Here is a 14778-nt window from a genome sequence, read left to right on the forward strand (position 1 = left end):
GCGAGATCACGGCGTGAGCGCGCTGGCTCACGTACCCACCGGCTCCGGGCAGCCGGCGTCGCCGCCGCCGGCTGCCCGATCGGGGCGGTACCGGCTCCTGCCGTACCTGCTGTTGCTGCCCGGCGGGGCCTGGCTGCTGCTCTTCTTCGCCCTGCCGCTGGTGCAGCTCGCCGCGGCCAGCCTCTACGACCCGAACGGCACGCTGTCCACCGGGTACGCGATGACCTGGGCGTTCGGGAACTACCCGGCGGCGTTGCAGGCGTACTGGCCGCAGTTCAGCCGCTCGTTCCTGTACGCCGGCATCGCGCTGGTGCTGGCGCTGCTGATGGGCTACCCGCTGGCGTACGCGATCGCGCAGAAGGCCGGCCGGTGGAAGAGCCTGCTGCTGGTCTGCGTGATCGCGCCGATGTTCACCAGCTTCCTGGTGCGTACGCTGGCCTGGAAGACCATCCTGTCGGACAACGGCTGGTTGGTGGGGCTGCTGCGGGACGTCCACCTGCTCGGTCCGGACGGGCGGCTGTTGGCCACCCCGATCGCGGTGGTGCTCGGCCTGACGTACAACTTCCTGCCGTTCCTGGTGCTGCCGCTGTACGCGAGCCTGGAGCGGCTCGACCACCGGCTGCTGGAGGCGTCCAGCGACCTGTACGCCAGCCCGCTGAAGACGTTCCGCCGGGTAACCCTGCCGCTGTCGATGCCGGGCCTGATCGCCGGGACGCTGCTGTTCTTCATCCCGGCCACCGGCGACTACATCAACGCCGAACTGCTCGGCACCCCCAACGAGTACATGATCGGCAACGTCATCGACTCGGCGTTCCTGGTCCGGCTGGACTACCCGCAGGGCGCGGCGCTGTCGTTCCTGCTGATGTCGGCGATCCTCGCGGTGGTCTTCGTCTATCTGCGTCGGGCCGGCACGGAGGAGGTTCTATGAGCCGCGTCTCCCGGTGGTTGGCCCAGCACTGGGTGATGGGCGTGGCCCTGCTGGTGCTCGGCTACCTGTTCCTGCCGATCGCCGTGGTGGGCGCGTTGTCGTTCAACCGCCCCTCCAACCGGCTCTCGTACGACTTCCACGAGTTCACGCTCGACAACTGGCGCAACCCGTGCGCCACCTCCGACATGTGCGACGCCGTGGTCCGCAGCGTGCAGATCGGCTTCATCGCCACCGTCGTCGCCACCGCGCTCGGCACGCTGATGGCGTTCGCGCTGGTCCGGCACCGGTTCCGGGGACGCTCCGGGCTCAACGTGCTGATCTTCCTGCCGATGGCCACGCCGGAACTGGTGATGGGCACCTCGCTGCTGGCGCTCTTCGTCGCCGGTGGGGTGCCGCTGGGCTTCTGGACCATCGTCATCGCGCACGTGATGTTCTGCCTGTCGTTCGTGGTGGTCACGGTCAAGGCGCGGCTGGCCGGGATGGACCGGCGGCTGGAGGAGGCCGCGATGGACCTCTACGCCAGCGAGTGGCAGACGTTCCGCCGCATCACGCTGCCGTTGGTGCTGCCCGGCATCGTGGCCGCCGCCCTGCTGGCGTTCTCGCTCAGCTTCGATGACTTCATCATCACCAACTTCAACTCCGGCACCACCGTCACGTTCCCGATGTACGTCTGGGGTGCCGCCCAGCGGGGCATCCCGCCGCAGGTCAACGTCATCGGCACCGCCATGTTCGCGATCGCGTTGCTGCTGGTGCTGGCCAGCATGCTGCGGGGGCGGCGGGCCCGCCGGGCGGCGATCGCGGTGCCGGTCGTCCGGGCGACAAGCCGGTCATGACCGGGCCGTCCACCGGTCGGGCGCTGGCCGACGCGGTACGCGCACCGTACTGGCTGGACCGGCCGGAACGCCCCGACCCGTTGCCGCCGCTGCCCGGCCCGACCACCGCGGACCTGCTGGTGATCGGGGGCGGCTACGGCGGGTTGTGGGCCGCCCTGCTGGCCAAGCAGGCCGACCCGGCACGCGACGTGCTGCTGGTGGAGGCGGGTACCTGTGGCTGGGCGGCCTCCGGTCGCAACGGCGGGTTCTGTGCCGCCTCGTTGACGCACGGGCTGGCCAACGGGGTGCAGCGGTTCCCGGACGAGATCGGGACGCTGGAGCGGCTCGGCCGGGAGAACCTGGACGCCATCGCCGCGACCGTGGCGGAGCATCGGATCGACTGCGACTTCGCGCGGACCGGCGAACTGTCGGTGGCGGTCGAGCCGTACCAGCTCGACGGGCTGGCCGCCGACGCCGCGCTGGCCGGGCGGTTCGGGCACGACGTCAGCCTGCTCGACGCCGACGAGGTGCGCGCCGAGGTGAACTCGCCGACGTACCTGGGCGGTCTGTGGGACCGTGACCGGGTGGCGATGCTCGACCCGGCGCGGTTGGCGTGGGGACTGCGTCGGGCCTGCGTGGACCTCGGCGTGCGGGTGCACGAGCACACCCGGGTCACCGGCCTGCACCGGGACACCAACGCGTTGCTGGCCCGCACCGTCGCCGCCGACGACCGCCCCGGGGCGGTCCGCGCGGCCAGGGTGGTGCTGGCCACCAACGCGTTCCCGCCGCTGCTGCGCCGCCTGCGCACCTGGATCGTGCCGGTGTACGACTACGCGCTGACCACCGAGCCGTTGACGCCCGCGCAACGCGACGCCGTCGGCTGGCGCAACCGGCAGGGCCTGGCCGACACCGGCAACCAGTTCCACTACTACCGGCTCACCGGGGACGGACGGATTCTGTTCGGCGGCTACGACGCGGTCTACCACTACGGCAACCGGATGACGCCGGCACTGGAACAGCGTGACGCCACCTTCAGCGCCCTCGCCCGCCACTTCTTCACCACGTTTCCGCAGCTCGCCGACGTCCGGTTCAGCCACCGTTGGGGCGGGGTGATCGACACCAGCACCCGGTTCTGCGCCTTCTTCGGCACCGCGTACTCCGGTCGTCTCGCGTACGCGGCCGGGTACACCGGGCTCGGCGTCGGGGCGACCCGGTTCGGTGCCCGGGTGCTGCTCGACCTGCTCGACGGCGTGGACAGCCCGCTGACCCGGCTCGACCTGGTCCGCAGCCGTCCGCTGCCGTTCCCGCCCGAACCGGCCCGCGCGGTCGGCATCGGGCTCACCCGCTGGTCCATGGCCCGGGCCGACGCCGCTCAGGGGCGGCGCAACCTGTGGCTCCGTACGCTCGATCGCTTCGGTCTGGGGTTCGACTCGTGATGCGTGTGCTGCTGATCGGGGCCGGAGGCGTCGGTTCCGCCGTCGTCGCCATCGCGGCCCGACGTGCCTTCTTCGACACCATGGTGGTCGCCGATCACGACGAGACCCGTGCCGCGCGGGCCGTCGCCGGACGGGACGATCGCTTCGTCGCCGCCGGTGTCGACGCCGCCTCGGCGGACGCGGTCGCGGCGCTCTGCCGCGAACACCGGATCACCCACGTGCTCAACGCGGTCGACCCACGCTTCGTCATGCCGATCTTCGACGGTGCGTACGCGGCCGGCGCCGACTACCTCGACATGGCTATGTCGCTGTCCCACCCGCACCCGACCCGGCCCCACCAGGAGACCGGCGTCATGCTCGGCGACGCGCAGTTCGCGGCGGCCGACCGCTGGACGGCGGCCGGGCGGCTGGCGCTGTGCGGCATCGGCGTCGAACCCGGCCTCTCCGACGTCTTCGCCCGCTACGCCGCCGACGAGCTGTTCCGCGAGATCGACGAGATCGGGGTACGCGACGGGGCGAACCTGACCGTCGACGGCTACGACTTCGCCCCCTCGTTCTCCATCTGGACCACCATCGAGGAGTGCCTGAACCCGCCGGTGATCTGGGAGGCCGACCGGGGCTGGTTCACCACCGAGCCGTTCAGCGAGCCGGAGGTGTTCGAGTTCCCCGCGGGGATCGGGCCGGTCGAGTGCGTCAACGTGGAGCACGAGGAGGTGCTGCTGATCCCGCGCTGGGTGCGGGCGAGGCGGGTCACCTTCAAGTACGGCCTCGGCGCGGAGTTCATCGAGGTGCTCAGGACGCTGCACAAACTCGGTCTCGCCGCGACCGAGCCGGTGCGCGTGGGCCCGGTGTCGGTGTCGCCGCGCGACGTGGTGGCCGCCTGCCTGCCCGACCCCGCCACCCTCGGCGACCGGATGCGCGGCAAGACCTGCGCCGGCACGTACGTCACCGGAATCGGCACCGACGGCCGGCCGCGCCGGGTCTACCTCTACCACGTGGTCGACAACGAGTGGTCGATGCGCGAGTACGGCCACCAGGCGGTGGTCTGGCAGACGGCGGTGAACCCGGTCGTCGCCCTGGAACTGCTGGCCGACGGCGCGTGGTCGGGCAGCGGGGTGCTCGGTCCGGAGGCGTTGCCGCCCAAGCCCTTCCTCGACCTGCTCACCGCGTACGGCTCGCCGTGGGGGATGGCGGAACGATGACCCGGTACGGCCCGATGTACGGCCCCGACGTGACGTTCCTCGGCGTACCGCCCTGCACGTTGGAGGAGCCCGTCACGTACGCCGACGCCGACGTGGTGATCATCGGCGCGCCCTTCGACGGCGGTACCTCGCACCGCCCCGGCACCCGGTTCGGCCCGTCCGCCATCCGGCAGGCGTGTTACCTGCCGCACGACGGCTCCCGCCCCTCGCTGGCACTGCGCGTCGACGCGCTGCGCGACCTGTGCGTCTACGACGCCGGTGACGTCGAGATGTTCTCCGGCGACATCGAACGGTCGCTGTCCGCGCTGGAGTCCGCCGTGTACGCGGTCGCCTCGGCCGGTGCGATCCCGGTGGTCCTCGGCGGCGACCACTCCATCGCCCAGCCCGACGCCACCGGGGTGGCCCGGCACCACGGGCTCGGCCGGGTGTCGCTGGTGCACTTCGACGCGCACGCCGACACCGGCGACATCGAGTTCGGTTCGTTGCACGGTCACGGCCAGCCGATGCGTCGACTGATCGAGTCCGGCGCGGTACGCGGTGACCGGTTCCTCCAGATCGGCCTGCGCGGCTACTGGCCGGGCCCCTCGACGCTGTCCTGGATGGCCGAGCAGCGCATGCGCTCGTACGAGATGACCGAGATCGTGGCCCGTGGCCTGGACGACTGCCTGACCGAGGCGTTCGGCGTCGCCACCGACGAGTGCGAGGGCGTCTTCCTCTCCGTCGACGTGGACGTGGTCGACCCGGGCATGGCCCCCGGCACCGGCACCCCCGAACCGGGCGGCTTCACCAGTCGTCAACTGCTCGACGCGGTCCGTCGGGTCTGCTACGAACTCCCCGTGGTCGGGGTGGACGTGGTCGAGGTCGCCCCGCCGTACGACCACGCGGACATCACCGCGTACCTCGGAAACCGGGTCGTTCTGGAGGCGCTGTCGGCCATCGCCCGCCGCCGTCGCGACGCCGCCGGTGGCCCACCCTGGGACCCCACCCAACCCCTCCTCGACCGCCGCTGACCCAGCACGACCTCTCGTCGGGTTTACCGCCCCCACTGCGCCGCGTCCCGCCCGGGCTCGTGTGCCCGCGTTGGGCCCCGACCGGTGTGCCGCGTCGATCATGGAGTTGTGGCCATAGGTTTGGGTATTTTGATCTGATTTCACCCTGCCACAAGTCCATGATCGACGCGGTCGGGTGGGCGGGGGGTTGGGGTTGGGGGGGCGGGGGTCAGTGGGCGAGGAGGGAGTGGATGGTGGTGATTATGTGGGTGGGGCGGCGATAGAGGTCATCGGCGGTGAAGTGGCGCATCCGCCAGCCCTGGCCGGCCAGCCAGTTCGACCGGGCGCGGTCGTAGTGGAACACCTGAGGGTCAAGGTGGGACTGCCCGTCGTACTCGATGCCGATCCGACGCTTGCGGTAGGCGAGGTCGATCCGGTACAGCGGTATGCCGTACCCGTCGTCCACCCACAGTTGAGGTTCCGGGGCCGGCAGTCCGGCGTCCACGAGAAGTAACCGCAACTGACTCTCCTGCCGGCATTCCGCCCGGGGATCCGCCAGGCCGATCAGTTCCCGTGCCTGGCGCACGCCGCGCAGGCCCCGATGGCGCCCTAGTTCGTCACGGAGAACGTCCTGGTGGCAGTCGGTCACCCGGAGGCAGAGGTCGAGCACCGCAATTGCCTCGGTCCGTCGAAGTGATCTCGCCAGGTCGACGGCACACCGGGCGATCGGGGCGCAGGGCAGTCCGCGTATCCGGACGGGATCGCGGACCGGCACGACGGACTCATGCGCCACCACTCCACGGATCTGCGGCACGACCGAGCCTGCCGGCACGATCACGTGGCACCTGGTCGAGCGGGCGTCGCCGAAGCCGTGCAGCATCGCCCCCGTGTGGAACCCCGCCACCGCGCCGTCCGGCAGTCGTTCGAAGATCGCCGCAAGACGGTCGTCGGTGTTGGCGGCGGGAGGTCCGTACACACCTCGGGTCAGCCGGAGCAGCGAACCCTGCGTGACCTGCCCGCGCACCAGCCCCCGACTCCACCCCGACGCCAGCAACTCGGAGTAACGACTCAGTCGTGCTGCCATCCCGTCACTGTTCCGGCCCGCCATGGCCGCCGTCCGCCCCTGTGGACGACAACCATCGCTGCTGTGGATGACTCGTCATCCCTCGACATTCCACGCCGATCATGGAGCCGTGGCTGGCTCGAAACGCCCTAAAAGCCCCAGATGGTCAGCCACAACTCCATGATCGACGGCGCGGAGGACGCCACGCGGCGGGGCGTGGCGGGGGAGGGGGCGGGGGAGAGCGGGGTGAGGTGGGTCACTGGGTGTCACGTGGTGGGGGTGGGAACGGGACGTAATAGCTGATGGGGCGCAGGCGGGCCCTCGGCGCACGCGGGCATTTGTGGTGACGTCGTCGACGTGGAGTATTGCTGCGGCGGGCGCTTACAAAAATCTTAACTTCCACCTGCGAACGTATGCCCGGCAACGACGGATCACGGGGGCGAAGAGCGTGCGGGTGTTGGTGGCGGACGACGAGCGGCTGCTGGCGGACATGGTCGCCGAGGGCCTCAGGCGGCTCTCGATGGCGGTGGACGTCTGCTACGACGGCGACGGCGCGTTGGAGCGGATCGGGGTCAACCGCTACGACGTGGCGGTGCTGGACCGGGACATGCCGGGACACACCGGCGACGAGGTGTGCCGCAGCCTCGCCGGGTCCGGTTCCGGTACCCGGGTGCTCATGCTCACCGCCGCCGCCGGTATCCGGGACCGGGTGGAGGGGCTCGGGCTCGGGGCGGACGACTATCTCACCAAGCCGTTCGCCTTCGCCGAGTTGGTCGCCCGGGTGCAGGCGCTCGGTCGGCGGTCCGCCCCGGCGGTGCCGCCGGTGTTGGAGCGGCACGGGGTGGCGTTGGACGTGGCCCGGCACTCGGTCACCCGGGACGGCCGGGCGGTCAGCCTGAGCCCGAAGGAGTTCGCCGTGCTGCACGTGCTGTTGCGCGCGGACGGGCGGGTGGTCAGCTCCGAGGAACTGCTGGAGCAGGCGTGGGACGAGTTCGCCGACCCGTTCACCAACACGGTGCGGGTGACTGTGATGACCCTGCGCAAGAAGCTCGGAACGCCCCAGGTCATCCACACCGTTCCCCGGGCCGGTTACCGGATCGGTGCGGCGTCGTGACCCCGCGTCGCAGGATCGTGCTGGTCGGCGTGGTCGCCCTGATCGCCGGGTACGCCCTGCCCGGGCTGACCGTGTCGATGGCGAGCGAGTTGTGGTGGCGGGTCCGGGGGCTCTGCTCCAGCGGACTGTCCGGCAGTGGGCTGGTGTGCGAGCCGGCGCGGGGTCTCACCGGTCTCGCGGTTCCGCTCCTGGCCCTGGGCGTGTTCGTGCTCGCGGTGGCGGCGATCTGGGCCGCCGCGGTCTGGTGTCTGCGGCCGATCCGGGACCTCGCCGGTCCGATCTCCAACGTCGGGCCGCAGAACCTCGGCTACCGGATCCGGATGCGCGGCACCGACGAGGTGGCCCGGCTGGCCCGCTCGATCGACGAGATGATGGAGCGCATCGCCGCCGGGTACGAGGGACAGCGGCGGTTCGCCGCGAACGCCTCGCACGAGTTGCGTACGCCGTTGGCCGTGCAGCGCACGTTGATCGAGGTCGGGATGTCCCGCTCGCTCAGCGGCGAGCAGTTGGAGCTGGTGACCGGCCAACTGCTGGAGACCAACGAGCGTAACGAACGGCTGATCGAGGGGCTGCTCGCGCTCAGCGAGAGTGACCAGGGGCTACGGTCGCGCCTGCCGCAACGCCTGGACGAGATCGTCACGGAGGTGTTGGCCGCGTACCAGGACCGGATCACCACGGCCGGGGTGACGGTCAGCACCCACCTGGTGCCCCGGACCGTGATGGGTGAGCGGGTGCTGCTGGAACGCCTGGTGACCAACCTGATCGAGAACGCGATCAAGTACAACCACCAGGGCGGGGCGATCAGCGTCACGGTCGGCCACAATCCGGCGCTGACCGTGGTCAACACCGGTCAGGTGGTGCCGGCCGAGGCGGTGGCCGGGCTCTTCGAGCCGTTCCGCCGGCTGGCCCGGGACCGCACCAACCAGAGCGGTGGTGCCGGTCTGGGACTGGCCATCGCCCGCTCGATCACGCAGGCGCACGACGGCCTGATCGCCGCCCGCCCTGCCGAGTACGGCGGCCTTCGGGTCGACGTCCAGCTACCCCGGGCGCCCTGATCCGGCGGGGCGCCGATCCGCGAGGCCCGATGCGAAGGCATCGGCACTGGTGACACCAATCTCTGGTCCACAGTGAACGCTTCGCTTCCGGCAACCGTCGTTTCGTCCGGAGCATCACCTTTCGCCTGCGCGAAATGTCCGCCCTTCGTCGGATGAGGAGACCCTGTGCGCACTCCTGAGCTCGTCGCGCCCACCACCGGAGCCCGCCCGACCGGCGGCCGGTTGGACTGGGCGGACGTCGCCAAGGGCGGCTGCATCCTGCTGGTCCTGCTCTGGCACGTGATCATGAAGGACTACCTCCAGATCGACTGGCGGTTGGACGTGCCGGTGGCCGGCGCGTGGGGGACGCTCGGCGAACTGCTGCTGCCGATGCGGATGCCGCTGTTCTTCACCATCTCCGGGATGTTCGCGGCCACCGCCGTGCAACGCCCGTGGCGGGCGGTCGGCCGTCCGCGCATCGCCAGGTTCCTCTACCTGTACGCGATCTGGCTGCTGATCCACACCGCCCTGCTGGCCCTCGCGCCGGGCTTCCCGACCGACCGGGCGACCAACCCGGGGGAGTTGCTGGCACAGTTGACGGTCACCCCGTCGAACCTCTGGTACCTGTACGCGCTGGCGCTCTACTTCGTACTCGCCAAGGCGTTGCGGCGGGTCCACCCGGCGCTGCTGCTGGCCGCGGCGGGTGCGCTCAGCGCGGTCGCCGCGGTGGGGCTGCTCGACACCCCCGGCAACCGGGGCGGGCTCTACCAGAACCTGGTGTTCTTCCTCGCCGGCCTGCACCTGCGCCGGTACGTGCAGCGCTGGTCGGCGGCGGTGACCACCGGACGTCTGCTGCTGGCGGTCGGCGGCTACCTCGCCGTGCTGGCCGCCGTCCGGGTGACCGGTGCCGGGCAGGTGCCCGGGGTGACGCCGCTGGTCTCCGTCGTCGCGGTGCTGGTGGGCGTCGCCCTGGCGGTGCAACTGGCGCGGTGGCCGCTGATCCGCGAGCCGCTCGCCGCGCTCGGTCGGCAGACGCTGCCGATCTATGTGATCCACATGCCGGTGCTGGCACTCCTGCACCGACTGATCGCCGAACCCATCGCCGACCTGGGCGACTCCGCCCGGCTCGCGTTGGCCTTCGGCTACCCGTTCTCGCTCACCGTCCTGGTGCTGGCGCTCAGCCTCGGCCTGCACCGGGCGCTACTGGCGGCGCGTGCGACCTGGCTGTTCGACCTGCCGGCCCGCCGCACGCCGATCGAATCGACAAGGGAGACGACATGGCCCACACCGACCCCGCCGACCCCGATCGGCCAACGGTCGACGTGACAGCGGCCGCGCGCTGGCTCGACGGGCAGGTGCTGCGTACCCCGCTGCTGCGGTCCCCGGTGATCGACCGGCTGGTCGGCGCGCGGGTGCTGCTCAAGGCGGAGAACCTGCAGAACGGTGGCTCGTACAAGATGCGCGGCGGGCTGTACGCGGTGGGGCGGCTCGCCGCCGCCGGTCACACCGGTGTGGTCGCGCAGAGCACCGGCAACCACGCCGTCGCGGTCGCCCTGGCGGCCAAGCGGCACGAGATGGCCGCCACGGTGGTGCTGCCGGTCGACGCCACGCCGTCGAAGGTGGCGCGGGCCCGTGGGGCCGGCGCCCGGGTGGTCCTCGCCGGGTCTACCGTGGAGGAACGGCTGGCGGTCGCGCGCCGGATCAGCGACGAGACCGGTCACCCGATCGTCGACGCGTACGACCACCCGGACGTGATCTCCGGACAGGGCAGCGCCAGCCTCGAACTGATCGAGGACGCCGAGCGGGCGGGCACTCCGCTGGACACCCTGGTCCTGCCGGTGGGTGGGGGCGGCGGCGTCGCCGGTGCCTGCCTGGCCGCGTCCGACCGGCCCATCGACGTGTACGGCGTGGAGCCGTTCGGTTGTGACTCCCTCGCGCACAGCCTGGTCGCCGGTCGACCGACCCCGGTCCAACCGGCACCGACGATCGCCGACGGTCTGCGGCCGTCCCTGGTCGGCGCGCTGCCCTTCGACATCCTGCGGACCCGCCTGCGCGGCGTGATCCGGGTGGACGACGAGGAGATCGCGTCGGCGTTCCGACTGCTCCTGATGGAGCTGAAGGTGCTGGCCGAGCCCTCGGGCGCGGCCGGGCTGGCCGGGGCGCTGTGCCTCGCCGCCGACGGCGCGACGCGGGTCATCGTCGGTGCCGCCGCACCGGCCGCCGCAGCGGACGGCGGCACTCGACAGCGCACGGTCGGCGTGGTGCTGACCGGCGGGAACGTGGAAGCGGACCTGGTCGCCCGGCTGGCGACCCCGGTCCTGTCAGGAGAAGGAGTGCGGGCATGAGCGAGCGAATCAGCGGAGTGGCGGCATGAGTGAGCGTGAGCGAGCGAATCATCGATGCGGTGTGGTGGTGCCTCGTGGCGGCACGCAGCGGAGCGGAGTGGCGGCATGAGTGAGCGTGAGCGAGCGAATCATCGATGCGGTGTGGTGGTGCCTCGTGGCGGCACGCAGCGGAGCGGAGTGGCGGCATGAGTGAGCGTGAGCGAGCGAATCATCGATGCGGTGTGGTGGTGCCTCGTGGCGGCACGCAGCGGAGCGGAGTGGCGGCATGAGTGCAGAGGTTCGGATCGGGATCCTGTTCGGTGGGCCGTCGGCGGAGCATGACGTCTCCTGCGCCTCGGCGCTCGGGGTGGCGCGGGCGCTGTCCGGCGGCGGGTACCGGGTCGTCGCCATCGGGGTGACCCGCAGCGGCCGGTTCCGGCTGATGCCCGACGACGTGTTACGCCAGTTCCTGGAAGGTACCGGTGGAGAGCGGGCCATCGACGACCGGTTCACAGTGACCGGTCCGGCGGTGGAGCTGCGGGCCGGGTGGCGGCGTGGCACCGCGCTGGTCACCGCGGCGGACCCGCCCGGCGCGGTGCAGGCCGAGCTGGACGTGGTCTTCCCGGTGCTGCACGGCCCGTTCGGCGAGGACGGCGTGGTGCAGGGGCTGCTCGAATCGCTCGGTGTGCCGTACGCGGGCTGCGGCATCCTCGCCTCTGCGGTCGGCATGGACAAGGTGGCCATGAAGCGGGCGCTGCGCGCCGAAGGGGTGCCGGTCACGCCGTACGTCTCCTTCGACGCGCCGACCTACCGGGCCACCGAGGACCCGGAGAAGCTGGTGGTCGAGCTGCGTCGGCCGCTGTTCGTCAAGCCGGCCCGGATGGGTTCCTCGATCGGGATCTCCCGGGTCGGTGAGGGCGACGACCTGGCGGCGGCGATCGAGGAGGCGCTGCGACACGACAACCTGGTCATCGTGGAGCAGGGGGTCACCGCACGGGAACTGGAGTGCGGCGTACTCGGTGGCAGCCGCCCGGAGGCGTCGGCGGTCGGTGAGGTCACGGTCACCGGCGGTTGGTTCGACTACCGGCAGAAGTACTTCGGCGACAGCGACCCGATGGTGGTCCCCGCGTCGCTTCCGGACGAGGTGGCCGAGCGGATCCGGGAGTTGTCGCTGCGCGCGTTCGCCGCGATCGGCGGCTGGGGGTTGGCCCGGGTCGACTTCCTCTATGACGAGGAGGCCGGCGAACTGTACGTCAACGAACTGAACACGATGCCCGGCTTCACCGCGCACTCGATGTACCCGAAGGTGTGGGCGGAGAGCGGCGTCGGCTACCGGGAGATCGTGGACCGTCTGGTCGCGTTGGCGATCAGCCGGCACGCGGAGCGTCCCGGTGGCACGGGGGACGTGCCGTGATCCTGCTCTGCGATCCGCGGGTCGCGGCGGTGCCCGGTGCCGACGACGGCGAGCCGCTGGTCGACCTGCGGGGGATCCCGGAACTGCGGTTGGACGGGCGGGCGGCCGACCCCGAGGGCGCGTACGCGCGACTGCGCAAGGGGGTGGTGGAGCGGTTGCTCGCCGCGCAGGACGCACTGCCCGACGGGCTGCGCCTGCTGGTGATCGAGGGGTACCGGCCGTACCGGGCGCAGTTGGAGATCTTCACCGGCTACCACGACGAGCTGCGGCGGGCGCATCCCGACTGGTCGCCGGAGCGGGTGTACGAGGAGACCACGAAGTTCGTCTCGCCGGTCGAGGTGGCGCCGCACAGCACCGGTGGTGCGGTGGACCTGACGCTCTGCACCGCTGACGGGGTGGAGGTGGACATGGGCACGGCGGTCGACGCCACCCCGGAGGCGAGCGGGAACGCCTGCTTCACGGCCGCGCCGACGATCGGGGACGCGGCCCGCCGTAACCGTCGTGTCCTGGTCGACGCGATGACCGGCGCGGGCATGGTCAACTACCCGACCGAGTGGTGGCACTGGTCGTACGGCGACCGGTACTGGGCACTGCTGACCAGGGCGCCGCACACCTGTTACGGGCCGGTCTGACCGGGCCGACGCGAGGTTCATCCGAAACTTTGTTTTCGATACGCGTCACGCCGGTGAACTGGGTAGCGCTCCCAGTCCGTACCGACACCCGAACGCAGGTGGGAGTACGGGAGGCGACAGGTGAGGCTGCAACGCAAGCACGTGTTGGCGGCGGGGGTGGCGGTGGTCGCCGCGGCGACCGTGGCGGTGGGCACCGGACTCGGGTTCGCCGACAGCGGCCCAAGTGGGCAGAGCGCCTGCCCCGGCTCCATCACATTCTCGGCGGAGGGCGGCGCGCCCGGCGCCACCAGCGACCGGTTCCCGGTCGGCACCCGGTTGCGGGTGACCAACCTGGACAACGACCGGGCGACCACGGTGACCGTGACCGGCCCGTCGGCGAGCTGCGTGCTGCTCAACTCCGCCGCGATGGAGCAGATCCGCGAGCCGGGCAAGAACCTCGTCCGCAACAACGTGGTCGAGGTGCTGCGCTGAGCTGAGATGTAAGGAAGGGTCCCCTGCTATACGCGAGGCGTTAGCAGGGGGCCCTTCCTTACACAAAGGCGGCGTCGAGGATGTCCAGGCCGCGGGTGAGGTCGGCGTCGGAGATCACCAGCGGGGGCAGGAAACGCAGCACGTTGCCGTAGGTGCCGCAGGTGAGGGTGAGCAGACCGGCGGTGTGGCAGGCGGCCGAGATCGCCGACGCGGCGGCCGGGTCCGGGGTCAGGGTGCCCGGCTGCACCAGCTCCACGGCGAGCATCGCGCCCCGGCCGCGTACCTCGGCGATCCGGGGATCGCGTGCGGCGATGCTCCGCAGCCGGTCCGTCATGGTCGCGCCGATCCGCCGGGCGGCGGTGGCCAGGTCCAGCTCGTGCAGGGTCTCGATGGTGGCCAGCGCGGCGGCGCAGGCGATCGGGTTGCCGCCGTACGTGCCGCCGAGGCCGCCGACGTGCACCGCGTCCATCAGCTCCGCCCGCCCGGTCACCGCGGCCAGCGGCAGCCCACCGGCGATGCCCTTGGCCAGCGTGATCAGGTCCGGCTCGACCTCCTCGTGCCGGCAGGCGAACCAGTCGCCGGTGCGGCAGAAGCCGGTCTGGATCTCGTCGGCCACGAAGACCACCCCGGCCGCCGTCGCCCAGGTGCGCAGCGCGGGCAGGAAACCCTCGGCGGGTACGACGAAGCCGCCCTCGCCCTGGATCGGCTCGATCAGCAGCGCGGCCACGTTCTCCGCGCCGACCTGCTTCTCCACCATCTCGATGGCCCGGGCGGCGGCGGTGGCGCCGTCGAGCCCACCGTCGCGCAGCGGGTACGACATGGGCACCCGGTAGACCTCACCGGCGAACGGCCCGAACCGGTGCTTGTACGGCATGTTCTTCGCGGTCAACGCCATGGTCAGGTTGGTCCGGCCGTGGTACGCGTGGTCGAACACGATCACCGCCGGCCGTCCGGTGGCGTGTCGGGCGATCTTCACCGCGTTCTCCACCGCCTCGGCACCGGAGTTGAACAGCGCCGACCGCTTCTCGAAGGCACCCGGGGTGAGTGCGTTGAGCTGCTCGCAGACCGCCACGTACGACTCGTACGGTGCGACCATGAAGCAGGTGTGCGTGAAACGTTCGACCTGGGCGCGTACCGCCTCGACCACCCGGGGAGCGGAGTTGCCGACGTTGGTGACGGCGATTCCGGCGGCGAAGTCGATCCACTCCCGACCGTCGACGTCGGTGACCGTGCCGCCCGAGGCACTGTGCACGTAGGACGAGATCACGCTGCCCACACCCCGGGCCACGGCGGCACCCCGCCGCTCGTGCAGTACGTGCGAGGACGGCACCGGCGGCACCGGCCCGCTTCCGACGCTCA

General features: G+C 71.3%; 14 protein-coding genes. 12 read left to right on the forward strand and 2 right to left on the reverse strand.

Annotated elements, in window-relative coordinates:
* Window positions 1-13 precede the first annotated feature (13 nt).
* From ACQVFL_RS04770 to speB, 5 genes are read left to right on the forward strand one after another with little or no spacing between them, the layout of a single operon-like run.
* On the forward strand, window positions 14-928 hold the full coding sequence (locus ACQVFL_RS04770; protein ID WP_396695921.1) for an ABC transporter permease: 915 nt from the start codon (window positions 14-16) through the stop codon (window positions 926-928).
* Window positions 925-1761, forward strand: coding sequence for an ABC transporter permease (locus tag ACQVFL_RS04775; protein WP_396695923.1), 837 nt, complete (start codon window positions 925-927; stop codon window positions 1759-1761). The genes ACQVFL_RS04770 and ACQVFL_RS04775 overlap by 4 nt, the downstream gene beginning before the upstream one ends.
* Window positions 1758-3176, forward strand: a complete 1419-nt coding sequence (locus ACQVFL_RS04780; protein ID WP_431728767.1) for an NAD(P)/FAD-dependent oxidoreductase — start codon at window positions 1758-1760, stop codon at window positions 3174-3176. Before ACQVFL_RS04775 ends, ACQVFL_RS04780 begins: the two co-directional genes overlap by 4 nt.
* Window positions 3176-4378 (forward strand): saccharopine dehydrogenase family protein, encoded by a 1203-nt coding sequence (locus ACQVFL_RS04785; protein ID WP_431729771.1) that lies wholly within the window; start codon window positions 3176-3178, stop codon window positions 4376-4378. Before ACQVFL_RS04780 ends, ACQVFL_RS04785 begins: the two co-directional genes overlap by 1 nt.
* Window positions 4375-5388, forward strand: a complete 1014-nt coding sequence (gene speB, locus ACQVFL_RS04790; RefSeq protein ID WP_396695927.1) for an agmatinase — start codon at window positions 4375-4377, stop codon at window positions 5386-5388. Before ACQVFL_RS04785 ends, speB begins: the two co-directional genes overlap by 4 nt.
* A gap of 208 nt (window positions 5389-5596) precedes the next feature.
* On the opposite strand, the gene ACQVFL_RS04795 is transcribed toward speB, so the two are convergent.
* Entirely contained in the window at window positions 5597-6451 is an 855-nt protein-coding gene (locus tag ACQVFL_RS04795) for an endonuclease domain-containing protein (protein WP_431728768.1), read from the reverse strand.
* 427 nt (window positions 6452-6878) lie between these two features.
* On the opposite strand from ACQVFL_RS04795, the gene ACQVFL_RS04800 reads away from it, so the two are divergent.
* The 7 genes from ACQVFL_RS04800 (at window position 6879) to ACQVFL_RS04830 (ending at window position 13419) form a co-directional block, all read left to right on the forward strand.
* Window positions 6879-7544 (forward strand): response regulator transcription factor, encoded by a 666-nt coding sequence (locus ACQVFL_RS04800; protein ID WP_396695931.1) that lies wholly within the window; start codon window positions 6879-6881, stop codon window positions 7542-7544.
* Window positions 7541-8599 carry a sensor histidine kinase gene (locus ACQVFL_RS04805; protein WP_396695933.1) on the forward strand — a complete coding sequence of 353 codons (1059 nt, stop codon included), beginning with the start codon at window positions 7541-7543 and terminating at the stop codon, window positions 8597-8599. Before ACQVFL_RS04800 ends, ACQVFL_RS04805 begins: the two co-directional genes overlap by 4 nt.
* Before the next feature lie 165 nt (window positions 8600-8764).
* The gene (locus ACQVFL_RS04810; protein WP_396695935.1) at window positions 8765-9904 is read left to right on the forward strand and encodes an acyltransferase family protein; all 1140 of its coding nucleotides are present in this window, start codon (window positions 8765-8767) and stop codon (window positions 9902-9904) included.
* The gene (locus ACQVFL_RS04815) at window positions 9856-10923 is read left to right on the forward strand and encodes a threonine/serine dehydratase (RefSeq protein ID WP_396695937.1); all 1068 of its coding nucleotides are present in this window, start codon (window positions 9856-9858) and stop codon (window positions 10921-10923) included. Before ACQVFL_RS04810 ends, ACQVFL_RS04815 begins: the two co-directional genes overlap by 49 nt.
* Window positions 10924-11188: 265 nt before the next feature.
* Window positions 11189-12316, forward strand: a complete 1128-nt coding sequence (locus tag ACQVFL_RS04820; RefSeq protein WP_396695939.1) for a D-alanine--D-alanine ligase family protein — start codon at window positions 11189-11191, stop codon at window positions 12314-12316.
* Window positions 12313-12948, forward strand: coding sequence for a M15 family metallopeptidase (locus tag ACQVFL_RS04825; RefSeq protein ID WP_396695942.1), 636 nt, complete (start codon window positions 12313-12315; stop codon window positions 12946-12948). Before ACQVFL_RS04820 ends, ACQVFL_RS04825 begins: the two co-directional genes overlap by 4 nt.
* Window positions 12949-13068: 120 nt before the next feature.
* A complete protein-coding gene (locus tag ACQVFL_RS04830) occupies window positions 13069-13419 on the forward strand; it encodes a hypothetical protein (RefSeq protein ID WP_431728769.1) in 351 nt (116 codons plus the stop codon).
* A gap of 58 nt (window positions 13420-13477) precedes the next feature.
* Here ACQVFL_RS04830 and gabT read toward each other — a convergent pair whose 3' ends face one another.
* On the reverse strand, window positions 13478-14749 hold the full coding sequence (gabT, locus tag ACQVFL_RS04835) for a 4-aminobutyrate--2-oxoglutarate transaminase (RefSeq protein WP_396696256.1): 1272 nt from the start codon (window positions 14747-14749) through the stop codon (window positions 13478-13480).
* Between the last annotated feature and the right edge of the window lie 29 nt (window positions 14750-14778).

It is taken from the genome of Verrucosispora sp. TAA-831, assembly GCF_050780145.1.
Taxonomy (GTDB): Bacteria; Actinomycetota; Actinomycetes; order Mycobacteriales; family Micromonosporaceae; genus Micromonospora.

Bases quoted from the DNA above. Each gene is read 5' to 3' on its own strand.
- ACQVFL_RS04780 (WP_431728767.1), top strand. From the start codon at position 1,758: ATGACCGGGCCGTCCACCGGTCGGGCGCTGGCCGACGCGGTACGCGCA.
- ACQVFL_RS04775 (WP_396695923.1), top strand. From the start codon at position 925: ATGAGCCGCGTCTCCCGGTGGTTGGCCCAGCACTGGGTGATGGGCGTG.
- ACQVFL_RS04785 (WP_431729771.1), top strand. From the start codon at position 3,176: ATGCGTGTGCTGCTGATCGGGGCCGGAGGCGTCGGTTCCGCCGTCGTC.
- speB (WP_396695927.1), top strand. From the start codon at position 4,375: ATGACCCGGTACGGCCCGATGTACGGCCCCGACGTGACGTTCCTCGGC.
- ACQVFL_RS04795 (WP_431728768.1), bottom strand. From the start codon at position 6,451: ATGGCAGCACGACTGAGTCGTTACTCCGAGTTGCTGGCGTCGGGGTGG.
- ACQVFL_RS04815 (WP_396695937.1), top strand. From the start codon at position 9,856: ATGGCCCACACCGACCCCGCCGACCCCGATCGGCCAACGGTCGACGTG.
- ACQVFL_RS04820 (WP_396695939.1), top strand. From the start codon at position 11,189: ATGAGTGCAGAGGTTCGGATCGGGATCCTGTTCGGTGGGCCGTCGGCG.